Here is a 12,996-nt window from a genome sequence, read left to right on the forward strand (position 1 = left end):
GGGCTTGATGTTTAGCCCGGCCATCCACGTCTTCTCTTCGCGTGGAAACGAAGACGTGGATGCCCGGGACAAGCCCGGGCATGACGAGTTTGTGGGAACTCCGATCGCCTCAAACGGCCATATGCGATTGCCCTACCACAAGGGGGAGGAGTCCGAAGCATGTGCTCGCCTTACGGAGACTATGTTTCGGAAGCGCCGTGATCGGCTCGCTCACTCAAAAATCGCGCGGATTGCGGCGAACAGGCGCTTGGCGACCAGGTCCGGCTTCTCGCGGGCGCCATCGTCGGCCCAGAGCTCGCTGCCGACGCGCATCGCGCCGGTCGTGATCATCGCGACCAGCCGGGCTTTCATCCGGTCGTTCTTGTGGTTGGTGCGCTTGAGCAACGCGTTGGCGAGCTCACGCTCAAGCCTTTCATATTTGGCCTGATCGCGCGCCTGCAGCGCTGGATTGTCGCGCTTCAGACGCGCCAGCGCGACCGCCTCGCGCGGGTCGATCTGCCTGACCATGTCGGCGATGGCGTTCTCGGCGGCCTGCAGCATTGATTCAGTGCCCGGGCGCGCCGCAACGGCTGCGATCAGGGCCGCGGTACCGTCCTCCTGCCAGGCCAGCACCACGTCTTCCTTCGAGGCGAAATAGTGAAAGAAGGTGCGGCGCGAGACGTCGGCGGCGGCGACGATGTCGTCGAGCGTGGTCGCCTCGAAGCCGCGCTCCAGAAACAGCATCATCGCCGCCTTGGTCAGCCGCTCCCGGGTCTCCTGCCGCTTGCGCGCGCGCAGGCCCGCCGCCGGCGGCGCCGGATTCGCTTTGGATTGCATCGACTTGACTGGTCTCTTGGCCGATTTCCTGGCCGGTTTTCGCGCGGGCGCCGGACGTTGCAATTTTTCACCCCTTGCAAAAATGCACCTAGTGCACATTTCGTCGGATGCGGCTGGACCCGCAAGAACCCGACGAGAAACCCGAATCGTGTCGCAAGGAGATATAAGCATGACCGGCTGGAGCACTGCAGACATTCCGCGGCAGGGCGGCAGGACCGCAGTGATCACGGGCGCTACCGGCGGACTCGGCTACGAGACCGCGCTGGAATTGGCGCGCGCCGGCGCCCATGTCGTGCTCACCGGCCGCAACGGCGCCAAGGGGCAGGATGCGCTGGCGCGGATCCGCGCGCAGCTTCCCGATGCCGCGGTGAGCTATGAAACGCTCGACCTCGCGAACCTCGCATCGGTCGCCGATTTCGCCGGGCGCTTCGCCGCCACGCATACCGCGCTCGATCTCCTGATCAACAATGCCGCGGTGATGTCGCTGCCGAAGCGGCAGGTCACCGCTGACGAGTTCGAGGTGCAGTTCGGCACCAACTATCTCGGCCACTATGCGTTGACCGCGCTGCTGTTGCCGCAGCTCCGCCGCGGCCACAGCACCCGCGTCGTCAATCTCTCCAGCCTTGCGCATCGCTCCGGCGTCATCAATTTCGACGATCTGCAGGCCCGCCGTTCTTACGCGCCGTGGCGCGCCTACTGCCAGTCGAAGCTTGCGATGCTGATGTTCGCGCTCGAATTGCAGCGTCGCAGTGCGATCAACGGCTGGGGATTGATGAGCAATGCCGCGCATCCCGGCTACGCGCGCACCGAGCTGATCCCGAACGGTCCCGGCACCGACAGCCTGTCATGGCGGCTCGGTCGATATTTGCAGCCGATCATGAGCCACTCCGCGGCGGCGGGCGCGTTGCCGACGCTGTTCGCGGCGACCTCAGCCGCGGCCCAGCCGGGCGGCTATTACGGCCCCAACGGGTTCTACGAGTTGAAGGGCCCACCTGCGCCGGCGCGCATCATGCCGCACGCCAGGGACACCGCGGTAGCGCAGCGGCTATGGGATATCTCGGCGGCGCTGACCGGTGTATCGTTTGATCAGGTCGCAACCGCCGCCTGAACGGATCGGGCGGCAGCAGGGCAATCGAGATGAAGGTCATCCTGTTCGGCGCGACCGGCATGGTCGGGCAGGGCGTGCTGCGCGAATGCCTGCTCGATCCCGGCGTCGAGCGCGTGCTCGCGGTTGGGCGCAGCCCGACCGGGCAGCGCGATGCCAAGCTTGTCGAGTTGATCCACGACAATTTCGTCGATTACAGCGCGATCGAGCCTCAGCTTGCCGGCTACGACGCCTGCTTCTTCTGCCTCGGCGTCTCCTCGATCGGCATGGACGAGGCACGCTACCGCCATCTCACCTACGACATCACGCTGGCCGCGGCGACGGTGCTGGCGCGGCTCAATCCCGGCATGGTGTTCACCTATGTCACGGGGCGTAGCACCGATTCCACTGAGCGCGGCCCATTGATGTGGGCGCGGGTGAAGGGCAAGACCGAGAACGATTTGCTCAAGCTGCCGTTCAAGGCCGCCTACATGTTCCGGCCCGCCGGGATCCAGCCGCTGCATGGCGTCCGCTCCAAGACCGGCTGGGTGCAGGCGATCTATCTCGCGACCTCGCCGCTGCTTTCCTTTCTGGTGCGGGTCGCCCCGAGCTACATGACGACATCGGAACAGCTCGGCCGCGCCATGCTGAAGGTCGCCCGCGACGGCTACCCCAGGCCGGTGCTGGAGAGCGAGGACATCAATCGCCTCTGAAGCGTGGTGGGCCGGCCGGTTCCCTCGCGCGGCGATTTCGCCAGGTCTCTTGGTACCTCCCGGGCCGCGAGGCGTTATAACCACCGTCATGTCCCCACCCGCGCCGCTGAAACTGATTGCTCTCGATGCCGATGACCTCGCGGTCATCTCGGCTCATGTGCAGGACGCCCACGTCCAGCCCTCCGACATCGTCTGGCGCCAGGACGAGAAGCGGCTCGTGGTCGGCCTGAACCGGCTGGACTGGGAGCAGACCCTGTCGGGCGGCGCCTGCTCGCGCCGGTTGATCGCCGCGCTCAGGTTCGACCGGGTGCTGGCATGCAAGTCGCGCAATATCGACCTGGAAGTCCCGGAAGCCACCCTGGAACTGCTCGGGATCGAGTTCTATGCCTCCGACCCGCCGGGCGGCAGCGCGCTCCTGATGTTCGGCCATGGTGGGGCGCTGCGGCTGGATGTCGAGTGCCTGGAGTGCGAATTGACTGATCTGGGCATCGACGATCTCGGCGTGGCGCCGGGGTGATTGGGCACGTCATTCCGGGGCGGTCCCAACGGGTCCGCGCAAGGCGCGGCCCGATGACAGGCTCCGGACCGAACCCGGAATCTCGAGATTCCGGGTCTGGTCCTTCGGACCATCCCGGAATGACATCCCCCAAGGGTTGACGGCCATTATCCGTCGCGCCATTGAGCAGGGACCCGAATTCCTCCTAAGAAAGCCGTCATGCCCGTTCGCCTGGACCGACAGAGCGCCGATTTCGAGCAGCGATTCCGCGATTTCCTGGCGGCCAAGCGCGAGGTGTCGGCCGACGTCGAGCGCGCCACCCGCACGATCGTCGACGACGTGGCGGCCCGCGGCGACGCGGCGCTGCTCGAGGCGACCAAAAAGTTCGACCGCCTCGATATCGAGGCGGCCGGCCTGCGCATTACCGCAGCCGAGATCGACGCCGCGGTTGCGGCCTGCGATCCCAAGACCGTCGACGCCCTGAGGTTCGCGCGCGACCGGATCGAGACCTTCCACCGCCGCCAGTTGCCGAAGGATGAGCGCTTCACCGATGCCGCCGGCGTCGAGCTCGGCTGGCGCTGGAGCGCGGTCGATGCGGTCGGCCTCTACGTGCCCGGCGGCACCGCGGCCTATCCGTCCTCGGTGCTGATGAACGCGGTGCCGGCCAGGGTCGCCGGCGTGCCGCGGGTGGTGATGGTGGTGCCGGCGCCGGACGGCAAGCTCAACCCGCTGGTGCTCGCCGCCGCCCATCTCGGCGGCGTCTCGGAAATCTACCGGGTCGGCGGCGCCCAGGCGGTGGCGGCGCTGGCCTACGGCACCGCGACAATCGCGCCGGTCGCCAAGATCGTCGGCCCCGGCAACGCCTATGTCGCCGCGGCAAAACGGCTGGTGTTCGGCAAGGTCGGCATCGACATGATCGCCGGCCCCTCCGAGGTGCTGGTCATCGCCGACGACACCGGTAATGCCGACTGGATCGCGGCCGACCTCCTGGCGCAGGCCGAGCATGACGTCAGCGCGCAGTCGATCCTGATCACCGACAGTGCACGGCTCGCCGCCGACGTCGAGCGCGCGGTCGAGACGCAGCTAGCGACCTTGCCGCGCGGCGAGATCGCCCGCACCTCGTGGAACGACTTCGGTGCCGTGATCAAGGTGGCAAAACTCGACGACGCGGTCGAGCTCGCCAATGCGATCGCGGCCGAGCATCTCGAGATCATGACCGCGGATGCCGAGGGCCTGTCGAACAAGGTCCGCAACGCCGGGGCGATCTTCCTCGGGGCCCATACCCCGGAGGCGATCGGCGACTATGTCGGCGGCTCCAACCATGTGCTGCCGACCGCGCGCTCGGCGCGGTTCTCCTCGGGCCTCGGGGTGCTTGACTTCATGAAGCGAACCTCGATCCTGCGGTGCGGGCCGGATCAACTCCGTGCGCTCGGGCCCGCCGCGATGACGCTCGGCCAGGCCGAGGGTCTCGATGCCCATTCACGTTCCGTCGGATTGCGCCTCAACCTCTCATGAACAAGCCACCAGACGACGAGGATTCCAACAATCGCATCGTCGCGGTGACGCTCGACGAGGAATCGATCGGCCGTTCCGGGCCCGATATCGAGCATGAGCGGGCGATCGCGATCTACGATTTGATCGAGCAGAACCTATTCGCGCCCGAGGGCGCCGCCGGGCCGGGGCCTTACACCCTGCATATCGCGATCACCGGCAACCGGCTGATGTTCGATATCCGCAAGGAGGACGGCGCGCCGGTGGTCGCACATCTGTTGTCGCTGACCCCGTTCCGCCGCGTCGTGAAGGACTACTTCATGATCTGCGACAGCTACTATCAGGCGATCCGGACCGCGACGCCGGACAAGATCGAGGCGATCGACATGGGCCGCCGCGGCATCCATGACGAGGGCTCGCGCACGCTGCAGGAACGGCTCAAGGGCAAGGTGCGCGTCGATTTCGAGACCGCGCGGCGGCTGTTCACGCTGATCACTGTGCTGCACTGGAAGGGTGAAGGCGCATGATCCCGAGAAGTGGATACCGGTTTTCGGATCAGATTATGCGCCAATCGAAGTGGCGCATGATCGGTGAAGCGGTGATTGACGGGGGCGTACCCCGATCGAAAAAAGCCTGATCGCATGGAAGCGCCGCGCGCGCGCAATCCCCAGGCCGTGCTGTTCGCATGCGGCCTGAACAGCGTGCGGTCGCCGATGGCCGAAAGCCTGCTGCAGCAGATGTTTCCGCAAGGCCTCTATGTGCGCTCGGCCGGCGTCAAGAAGGGTGAGCTCGACCCGTTCGCCGTCTCGGTGATGGCCGAACTCGGCCAGGACATTTCCAGCCACAAGCCGCAAACCTTCGAGGAGCTCGAGGACTGGGAGGGGCTGAACTTCGATCTCATCATCACGCTGTCGCCGGAGGCGCACCACAGGGCGCTGGATCTCACCCGCACGCTCGCCGCCGATGTCGAATACTGGCCGACGCAGGATCCGACCGGCACCAGCGGCAACCGCGAGCAGAAGCTCGCCGCCTACCGCGAGGTCTGCGACGGCCTGTTGCTGCGCATCCGCCGCCGCTTTGCCAGGGCCGGCGCGGCAAACCTGTGAGGCGCGGCGAGGGGACCAGCTTGTTCCGATTCGCAGAACCGCCGCCTGTCGCCAGACTGACAAACAGCTGTGCTTATGGGGCCTGGTCTCAGGCGGGGGCGCGATTCGCGGTCGGTTCCAAGGTTGTGCATCCATGCCCCATCCGATAGGTTCCGCCCGCGTCTGTCCCCCCGATTCAGCCCAAAAGCCCGCATGCTAGGCCGTCCCAAATTCGTTCTTGCTTCCGGTTCGCCGCGGCGGCTGGCCCTGCTCAACCAGGCCGGCATCGAGCCCGATGCGCTGCGCCCGGCCGATGTCGACGAGACTCCGCGGCGGGGCGAGTTGCCGCGCGCCTGCGCGAACCGCCTGGCGCGCGCCAAGGCCGACGCGGCGCTGAAATCGGTGCATCTTGACGACGACCTGCGCGGCTCCTTCATCATTGCCGCCGACACCGTGGTCGCGGTCGGCCGCCGCATCCTGCCCAAGGCCAATCTGGTCGACGAGGCCGCGCAGTGCCTGCGGCTGCTGTCGGGCCGCAATCACCGCGTCTACACCGCGATCTGCGTGGTGACGCCGCGCGAGGCATTCCGTCAGCGCCTGGTCGAAACGCGCGTACGCTTCAAGCGGCTCAGCGAGGACGACATCCAGGCCTATATCGGCTCCGGCGAATGGCGCGGCAAAGCCGGCGGCTACGCGGTGCAGGGCATTGCCGGATCGTTCGTGGTCAAGATGGTCGGGTCCTACACCAACGTGGTCGGCCTGCCGCTCTACGAGACCGTGACCTTGCTCGGCGGCGAGGGCTTTCCGATCCGCCACGGCTGGCTCAACTCCGTCGCGGTGTGAGGTATCCACTGAGGTCGTATCGCAAATGCGATACGGATGGGGCTCTTTCCTCGTGAACGACTCGCGATGAGACCCCACCCCAACTGCTCCACATCGTCATGGCCGGGCTATGCAACGAGGCCGATAGCCGGACGCGATAGCCTGCCGCAGGGGCGCGCTGCCAAAATATCGAAAACAACCCCATGCAAAGGTGCCGGCGGCTGCGGGCGTTCGACACGACAACTTGACTCGTCGGGCAAATCAGCGGCATTCTTCCATTATCCAGAAATCGCGGAGACGCCCCTCGCTCCGAGGCTATCGCCCTGCGCTTGCGGGCGAGGGCGCCGTCTCGATCCACGAGGCCAAGCACCTGCGCGGCCGGCGAAGACGCATATGCGATTGCCCTACCCGCAAGCAGAGGGGAGCGCAGCGGAACATGCGGCAGATGATGTAAACTCCGGCCCAGCCATGACCGACCAAGCCCGAACGCCCAAGGCCATACCCTCTGCCACCCCGCGTGCCTGCCCGATCTGCGGCAAGCCCGTCGAGCAGGCCTTCCGCCCGTTCTGCTCGGCGCGCTGCCGCGACGTCGATCTCAACCGCTGGCTGACCGGCCGCTATGTCGTCCCGGGCCGCGAGGACGACGCGGAGGACCCGGAATAGCCAAGATTTCTCAACAAGTTGGGGAAAGAGTGCCGGGCGGGCCGCGGCCGGCGAAGCCTTTGGCGAAGGCGGGTGGACACGGCGCCCCGACCTCTCTATAAACCGCCCGCTCACTCCGGCCTTTCGGCCCCGCGGGTATGCCCAGGTAGCTCAGTTGGTAGAGCATGCGACTGAAAATCGCAGTGTCGGTGGTTCGATCCCGCCCCTGGGCACCATAAAATCAATGACTTAGCCGAATGTCTCCTGGCCCGTTAGACAATTCCGGCCGCGAGTTAGACACTTATGTTCGCGATTTGCTCCCCAGCGGGTCGAGCTTCGCGACCACTTCCCGCATCCGCTGCGAGATATCCGCGGTCTCCGTGTAATAGGCCGCCATCACGAAGGTCCGTTGGCCGAGCCAGCGACGAACCGTGTCAATGTCGTAACCGGCCTCGACGAGTAACTTGCCGACCGTGTGGCGCAACCCGTGGAAGGTCAGGCCGTCACCGATTTTGCCCTCTATCTTCAATTTGGCCATCGCCTTTATGAAGCTTGAATTGAAGCCGCTCTCTGTCCAAGGCGTGCCATTCGTTGTCGCCGCCACCGTGATGGCATCGTGCTGCGAGTACCGGCCTAGGAGTTCAGAAAGGTCAGGGTGGATCGGAAGTGAAAGCTCTTGCCCGGTCTTGTTGGTCCGCCGCCAAATTTTTCCGTCTCGAATAGCGCTTTTCGCGAGCGACAGCACGTCGCCTTTACGCAAGCCGGTGAACATAGCCAGCGCGACCGGCAGTTTCAGTTGATCAGGGATTTGGGCCAGCACGATCCTGCGCTCATCGATTGTCCACGGTCGATTCGCAGCGGACCTATTTCGTAAATGCTTTACTCGCTTAACGCCTTTCACGGGATTTTCGCGAACGATCCCGTGCTCCTTGCCGTGCTCACATGCAACGGACACGACAGCCATGACGTAATTTGCTTGCCTGCGACCGTGCTTCTCTGCAATCCGATCTCGCAGGCCAGCGATGAATTGTGGCGTCAGCTCGACAAGTGGCATCTCGTCGAGTGGCTTCAGCAAATTCATCATGCGCGAGTAGCCCTGCTTGGTTGCGAAAGCGAGGTCACCATAGGCCGCCGACCCTTTGTAGGAGGCGAAGAGCTTTCCGAGCGTTCCTGGTAGTGCCTCGGTCTTCCTTAGCTTGCGTTCTAACTTTGCTAACTCCGCAATGAACTCAGCCGTTCCGAATTCAGCCTTAAGCCTTGTGTTTGATTTTCTATGATAGGCATACCAGCGTCCCTTCACGCGATATCGTTTTAAGCCCTTAATTCTGAGTATGGTCATCGGTACGATCCAATTCGGCTAGCCAATCCCTTTTTGACAGCGGTTCATTTCCAAGCGCGTCGATCCATTCGTCCAGGCTCTGGCGGTCGAAGCGTCGAAGCTTGGCTCCTGGACCGAGAGCGACGGATCTGATCGGACAGTGATTCCGGAAAATGGAAATGCTAACGCCACAATATAGAGCGGCTTCTTTCAATGTCAGAAGGCGAGGTCCAATCCGGCGCTCTTTGGTTTGCATATAAGAGAGACCTAACAGCTGTGCAGAATGTGCCGCGGCGAGTCAGCATCGGTTAACTGCCGGAAGCGATTTCGCGGTCGTCTGAATTTGATAGAAGAGACTGGCCGAAGATAGTGCTAGGGAATTTTTGCCAACTCGCACGAGGAGTCGATGACCGAATCCGATTTCATGAAGGAGCTAAGGGAAGCTGTAGAACAGCGCAAGATCGTGTCTGCAGAGATAGAAAAGCTAGTGACTAAGCGAGGACTAACGAAGCAGCTGTCGTTAGATGAACCGCTTAGCGCGAACAAATCTGCATCCGTCAAATTTGCATTTTCGTTGGACCCACAATGGAAGCATCACCGGCCAATGCTCGAAGCTTTTCGCGCTTCGAACTCGATCCAAACAACCCATGGCACTGGAGGTTGCTTCTTGAATCCTTCGTCGAAGTAGGCATGAAGGGGCCGGGGCCTAGAAAAAAATTGGTTCACATTAAATATTTCCATCTATCAGAGCACGTCGCTGAACTCATGCGGGATCGACATCTCAAAACCCACATTGAGATCGCGAGGCGGCTGAAATCAGATAAACGTTTCAAAGCGCAATACAGCTCGATAACGCTGAGGACTCTTCGCAGTCACGTGGCCTCACTTGATTTTGGTTCGTTCGAGGAAAACTTTCGGGAATTGCAGAGAATGATGAAGGGGATTGCTCTGGGTATTGCCGACGAACGTTCGTAGATTGCGCGACTTAGCGTCGCCAAAGCTAAGCCCGGTCCGGCCGATCTCATTTGAGCCCACGGCTTAGTTGGCAAAAATCCACCCCACGTATTCTCCGCCAGCGATGTCCGCTTTGTGGGCTCCTCCGAACCAGGAGATCCACATGAAAAGCAGTAAGTCTTCCGAATCTAAATATCCCCAACCATCAATTTCGCTTTCAAAGGGCGCCGTTCCCGCCGCGGGAGGTGCCTTCGCGCCACGCGCGGTCAGTGGCGCAATTATTTCGTCGGTCAAGCGAAACATTCAGCGTGTTGCGTTAGCCGACATTGCGCTTGGATCGGGTCATCGCGCGCTAAATGATGACCACGTCGAGGAACTCAGAAAGTCGATAGAGCGGATCGATTTAACCACGCCGATCTTCGTCGTGGTAGGGCCGCTAGGTGTCGTCACTCTCATTGCGGGCCAGCACAGGCTAGAAGCGATGCGTCGCTTGGGCCGGACACATATCGATGCCTTTGTTTTAGACGCAGACGTAACAAACAATCGGCTCCTTACCCTTTCAGAGAATCTACATCGGCTGGGATACTGTGCGCTCGAAAGGGCCGAAGCAGAGAACGAGTGGTTGCAGGCATCCCAAAACGATCCTGGGCAACTTGCCCAGTCTTCTCGGCATCAACCGAATGATCGTGGCATTAGCAGAACATCGCGCACACTAGATGTGTCGCGCAGAGAGTTAAAGCGCGCGCAACAAATCGCCGGTATCTCGCCGGAAGCAAAACTCAAGGCACGCGAGCTTAAGCTTCATGACAACCAGTCGGCGCTTCTCAAAATCGCGAAGGGGTTGACGGCCGAGGACCAAGTTAAAATCGCAACCGATATTATCGAGCGAAAGAACCAAAGGTCTCGCTTGTGCTCAATCGAAGCAGCAAGTGCGCCAGCAATGGTCAGCCAACCCCAGCTTCCGCCGGTGAACTATGTCGCATCCTGTGGCGGACCGGCGAGCAGCGACCTTCCCATACCGGATTTTTTTAAAAGAGGCGATCCAGAAGAACACTTCAACAAACTTCTCGCGGCGTGGAATGTCGCGTCCCTTCTACGGGTCGCGTGGGCTGATGCGTTGCCAGTTGCGCGCTCTCGCTTTGTATTCGAAGTGCTGCATGTTGAACCTTGCGTGGCTCCGTCTATGCAGTCGGAGGCCGACCATGGCTGAAAACGTTAAGAGCCGCTCGGTCCCGCTCATGAAGCAGGCGCTTCGGTATGCGTCTAAAGGAATTTACGTGATACCTGTCCATTCCGTTCGCGATGGACGATGTTCGTGTCGGGACAGCGCTGAGTGTTCTAAGCCTGGCAAGCATCCCATAACACCGCGGGGAGTTAAGGACGCAACCACCAATCGCAAAACGATCAAAAGGTGGTGGGCCGAAAATCCTGATGCTAACATTGGAATTGCAACAGGCAAAATTTCAAACCTCGTAGTTGTGGATGTCGATGGCGCGGAGGGCAAAATATCACTTGCTGAACTCGTCAAGAAGAATGGCAAGCTCCCTCGAACCCCTAAGGTGAAGACCGGGAAGGGGGAGCACTACTATCTACGACCGGGCAACAAGACGGTTCAGAACTCAGTCGGTCGCCTCGGCAAGGGCGTCGATATCCGGGGAGATGGCGGATACGTGGTTGCTCCCGGCAGTGTTCACCAATCCGGCATGCTGTACGAGTTCATTAAAGGGCGTGGCTTGAGCGATATCGAGATCGCGAAGGCGCCCAAGTGGTTGCGGAAAGCCTTTGAAATGAGGGAGGCTCTACAGCCGCAGCTAGTTCTGCCGATCCCGCCGTCCAAAGTTGATCGCGCGAAGGCTTATATGGCCTCGGCATTGCAGAGGGAAATCGAACGCTTAGGCAAAGCGCCCAAACATCAGCGCAATGACAGTCTCAATAGGAGCGCGTTCAAGCTTGGCCAACTATTGCCGTATGGTCTATTTGATCGCGCCGCAATTGTACGCGATTTGACGCGAGTGGCTACGGACATCGGTCTTGAAGAGAACGAGATCGGCGCTACTCTTGAGAGTGGGCTCAAAGCGGGGGAGGGGCGTCCGCGTTCGTTGCCCTTCTTCCGCTCAGACGACCAGGCAAATGCCGAGCTACCATCGCCATCCCCCAACGCGGACTTGACCAAAGAACTTTCCAAGCTCGGGGAAACTGACACTGACAACGCGCAGCGGCTCGCCACTCGTTTCTCCAACGAAATCATCTACACAAAGGGCAGAGGCTGGCTCGTATATAAAGAAGGACGATGGCTGCCTGAAGCTGGTCCGCAGTGCATCGAGTTGGCAAAGGATGCAGCTCGTATGATAGCGCATGAGACACAGTATCTCGGAACCGACCAAGCGAAGGCGGCGCGTGCTCAGTTCGCTAAGGCGTCGCTGTCGAAAGGTGGTCTCGAACGCATGCTGGATCTGGCGAAAGGACTAGTTGCGGTTGATGATCGGCAACTAGATGCAGACCTTTGGCTATTCAACACGGCGAATGGCACCGTTGACCTGCGCACAGGATATGTCGAGAAGCACGACCCCAGCGACTTGCTTACCCAGATTTCGCCCGTCGTGGCCGACCGCTCAGCCAAGTGCCCGCTTTTCAAGAAGTTTCTCAAGCGGATAACTAAAAACGACAAGAGACTGATCCGCTTCATTAGGAACGCCATAGGCTACAGTCTCACAGGCGAGACTAAAGAGCAGGTCTTCTTCTTTTGCCACGGCCGGTCGGGGAGCAATGGGAAGTCCACGCTCATTAACCTCGTCCGCGACATGCTCGGCGATTATGGTTGTCACACGCCGACAGAGACGCTGATGACAAAGCAATACGACAACGCGATCTCAAACGATCAAGCGCGGCTCGCTGGTGTTCGCATGGTCACGGCCATCGAGGCGAACTTTAATAGACAAATGGACGAGGCGAAAATCAAGGCTATGACCGGCGGCGAGAAGATCACTGCGAGATTTATGCGTCAGGAGTTCTTTGAATTTACTCCCGCATTCAAGCTCTGGCTTGTGGCCAATGATCGACCCCGCGTTCGTGGTACGGACACCGCGCTATGGCGTCGCATCTGCGTCATTCCCTTCGACGTGGAGATTCCGCAAGAAGAAAGGGATAAGAACCTATCCGCTAAGCTCCGCGAAGAGTGGCCGGGTATTCTAGCTTGGGCGGTACGAGGCTGTATCGATTGGCAGAAGAGGGGTCTCCGTCCGCCAGTCGCTGCTCGCGCCGCCGCAGGAGAATGGGCGAAGGCCGCGGATCATCTGAAGCGTTTCGTGGATGAAATGCTTATCGACGATACCGGCAATACGATTGCGGCGCAGCCGCTGTACGATTATTACACGCAATGGTGTAGCCGCAACGGCGAGACCGGCCTCAGCATGATCAAGTTCAAGGAGGCCCTAATTAATGGGCATAACATAAGCCATAAGCGTACTAAGCGGGGCAGCATTTGGATTGGCGTCAAATATCGCCTGTAGCACCGGCCAGCCATGGTGACAGGGGTGGCAGCTCTTTTATTACTTTTCAGATATCATTAGTCCGAA

General features: G+C 61.1%; 13 protein-coding genes and 1 tRNA gene. 12 read left to right on the forward strand and 2 right to left on the reverse strand.

Annotation, left to right across the window (positions count from 1 at the left end):
* Positions 1 to 210 precede the first annotated feature (210 nt).
* The gene (locus J2R80_RS10735; RefSeq protein ID WP_253638530.1) at positions 211 to 816 is read right to left on the reverse strand and encodes a TetR family transcriptional regulator; all 606 of its coding nucleotides are present in this window, start codon (positions 814 to 816) and stop codon (positions 211 to 213) included.
* A 169-nt stretch (positions 817 to 985) separates the two neighbouring features.
* Between J2R80_RS10735 and J2R80_RS10740 the strand changes: the two genes are divergently transcribed.
* The 9 genes from J2R80_RS10740 to J2R80_RS10780 all read left to right on the forward strand — a co-directional run bounded on the left by J2R80_RS10740 (position 986) and on the right by J2R80_RS10780 (position 7,385).
* The gene (locus J2R80_RS10740) at positions 986 to 1,924 is read left to right on the forward strand and encodes an SDR family oxidoreductase (protein ID WP_253638531.1); all 939 of its coding nucleotides are present in this window, start codon (positions 986 to 988) and stop codon (positions 1,922 to 1,924) included.
* A gap of 29 nt (positions 1,925 to 1,953) precedes the next feature.
* Positions 1,954 to 2,613, forward strand: a complete 660-nt coding sequence (locus J2R80_RS10745; protein WP_253638532.1) for an epimerase — start codon at positions 1,954 to 1,956, stop codon at positions 2,611 to 2,613.
* A gap of 88 nt (positions 2,614 to 2,701) precedes the next feature.
* Positions 2,702 to 3,130 (forward strand): DUF2948 family protein, encoded by a 429-nt coding sequence (locus J2R80_RS10750; protein WP_057018152.1) that lies wholly within the window; start codon positions 2,702 to 2,704, stop codon positions 3,128 to 3,130.
* A 198-nt stretch (positions 3,131 to 3,328) separates the two neighbouring features.
* Complete coding sequence (gene hisD / locus J2R80_RS10755) at positions 3,329 to 4,624, forward strand: histidinol dehydrogenase (RefSeq protein ID WP_253638533.1); 1,296 nt, start codon at positions 3,329 to 3,331, stop codon at positions 4,622 to 4,624.
* A complete protein-coding gene (locus J2R80_RS10760; RefSeq protein WP_016841326.1) occupies positions 4,621 to 5,127 on the forward strand; it encodes a UPF0262 family protein in 507 nt (168 codons plus the stop codon). The genes hisD and J2R80_RS10760 overlap by 4 nt, the downstream gene beginning before the upstream one ends.
* Positions 5,128 to 5,241: 114 nt before the next feature.
* Entirely contained in the window at positions 5,242 to 5,706 is a 465-nt protein-coding gene (locus J2R80_RS10765) for a low molecular weight phosphatase family protein (protein ID WP_076828053.1), read from the forward strand.
* Between the two features lie 192 nt (positions 5,707 to 5,898).
* The gene (locus J2R80_RS10770; RefSeq protein WP_018269043.1) at positions 5,899 to 6,528 is read left to right on the forward strand and encodes a Maf-like protein; all 630 of its coding nucleotides are present in this window, start codon (positions 5,899 to 5,901) and stop codon (positions 6,526 to 6,528) included.
* A gap of 447 nt (positions 6,529 to 6,975) precedes the next feature.
* Positions 6,976 to 7,170: a DNA gyrase inhibitor YacG gene (gene yacG, locus J2R80_RS10775; protein WP_057018155.1), complete on the forward strand. Its 195-nt coding sequence runs from the start codon at positions 6,976 to 6,978 to the stop codon at positions 7,168 to 7,170.
* Between the two features lie 139 nt (positions 7,171 to 7,309).
* A tRNA-Phe gene (locus tag J2R80_RS10780) sits at positions 7,310 to 7,385 on the forward strand.
* A 65-nt stretch (positions 7,386 to 7,450) separates the two neighbouring features.
* Here J2R80_RS10780 and J2R80_RS10785 read toward each other — a convergent pair.
* The gene (locus J2R80_RS10785; protein ID WP_253638534.1) at positions 7,451 to 8,488 is read right to left on the reverse strand and encodes a tyrosine-type recombinase/integrase; all 1,038 of its coding nucleotides are present in this window, start codon (positions 8,486 to 8,488) and stop codon (positions 7,451 to 7,453) included.
* Between the two features lie 564 nt (positions 8,489 to 9,052).
* Here J2R80_RS10785 and J2R80_RS10790 point away from each other — a divergent pair.
* The 3 genes from J2R80_RS10790 (at position 9,053) to J2R80_RS10800 (ending at position 12,930) form a co-directional block, all read left to right on the forward strand.
* On the forward strand, positions 9,053 to 9,442 hold the full coding sequence (locus tag J2R80_RS10790; RefSeq protein WP_253638535.1) for a hypothetical protein: 390 nt from the start codon (positions 9,053 to 9,055) through the stop codon (positions 9,440 to 9,442).
* A gap of 142 nt (positions 9,443 to 9,584) precedes the next feature.
* Positions 9,585 to 10,631 (forward strand): ParB/RepB/Spo0J family partition protein, encoded by a 1,047-nt coding sequence (locus J2R80_RS10795; protein WP_253638536.1) that lies wholly within the window; start codon positions 9,585 to 9,587, stop codon positions 10,629 to 10,631.
* Positions 10,624 to 12,930, forward strand: coding sequence for a phage/plasmid primase, P4 family (locus tag J2R80_RS10800; RefSeq protein ID WP_253638537.1), 2,307 nt, complete (start codon positions 10,624 to 10,626; stop codon positions 12,928 to 12,930). The genes J2R80_RS10795 and J2R80_RS10800 overlap by 8 nt, the downstream gene beginning before the upstream one ends.
* Positions 12,931 to 12,996: the final 66 nt, after the last annotated feature.

This window comes from Bradyrhizobium sp. USDA 4541, assembly GCF_024171085.1.
Taxonomy (GTDB): domain Bacteria; phylum Pseudomonadota; class Alphaproteobacteria; order Rhizobiales; family Xanthobacteraceae; genus Bradyrhizobium; species Bradyrhizobium australafricanum.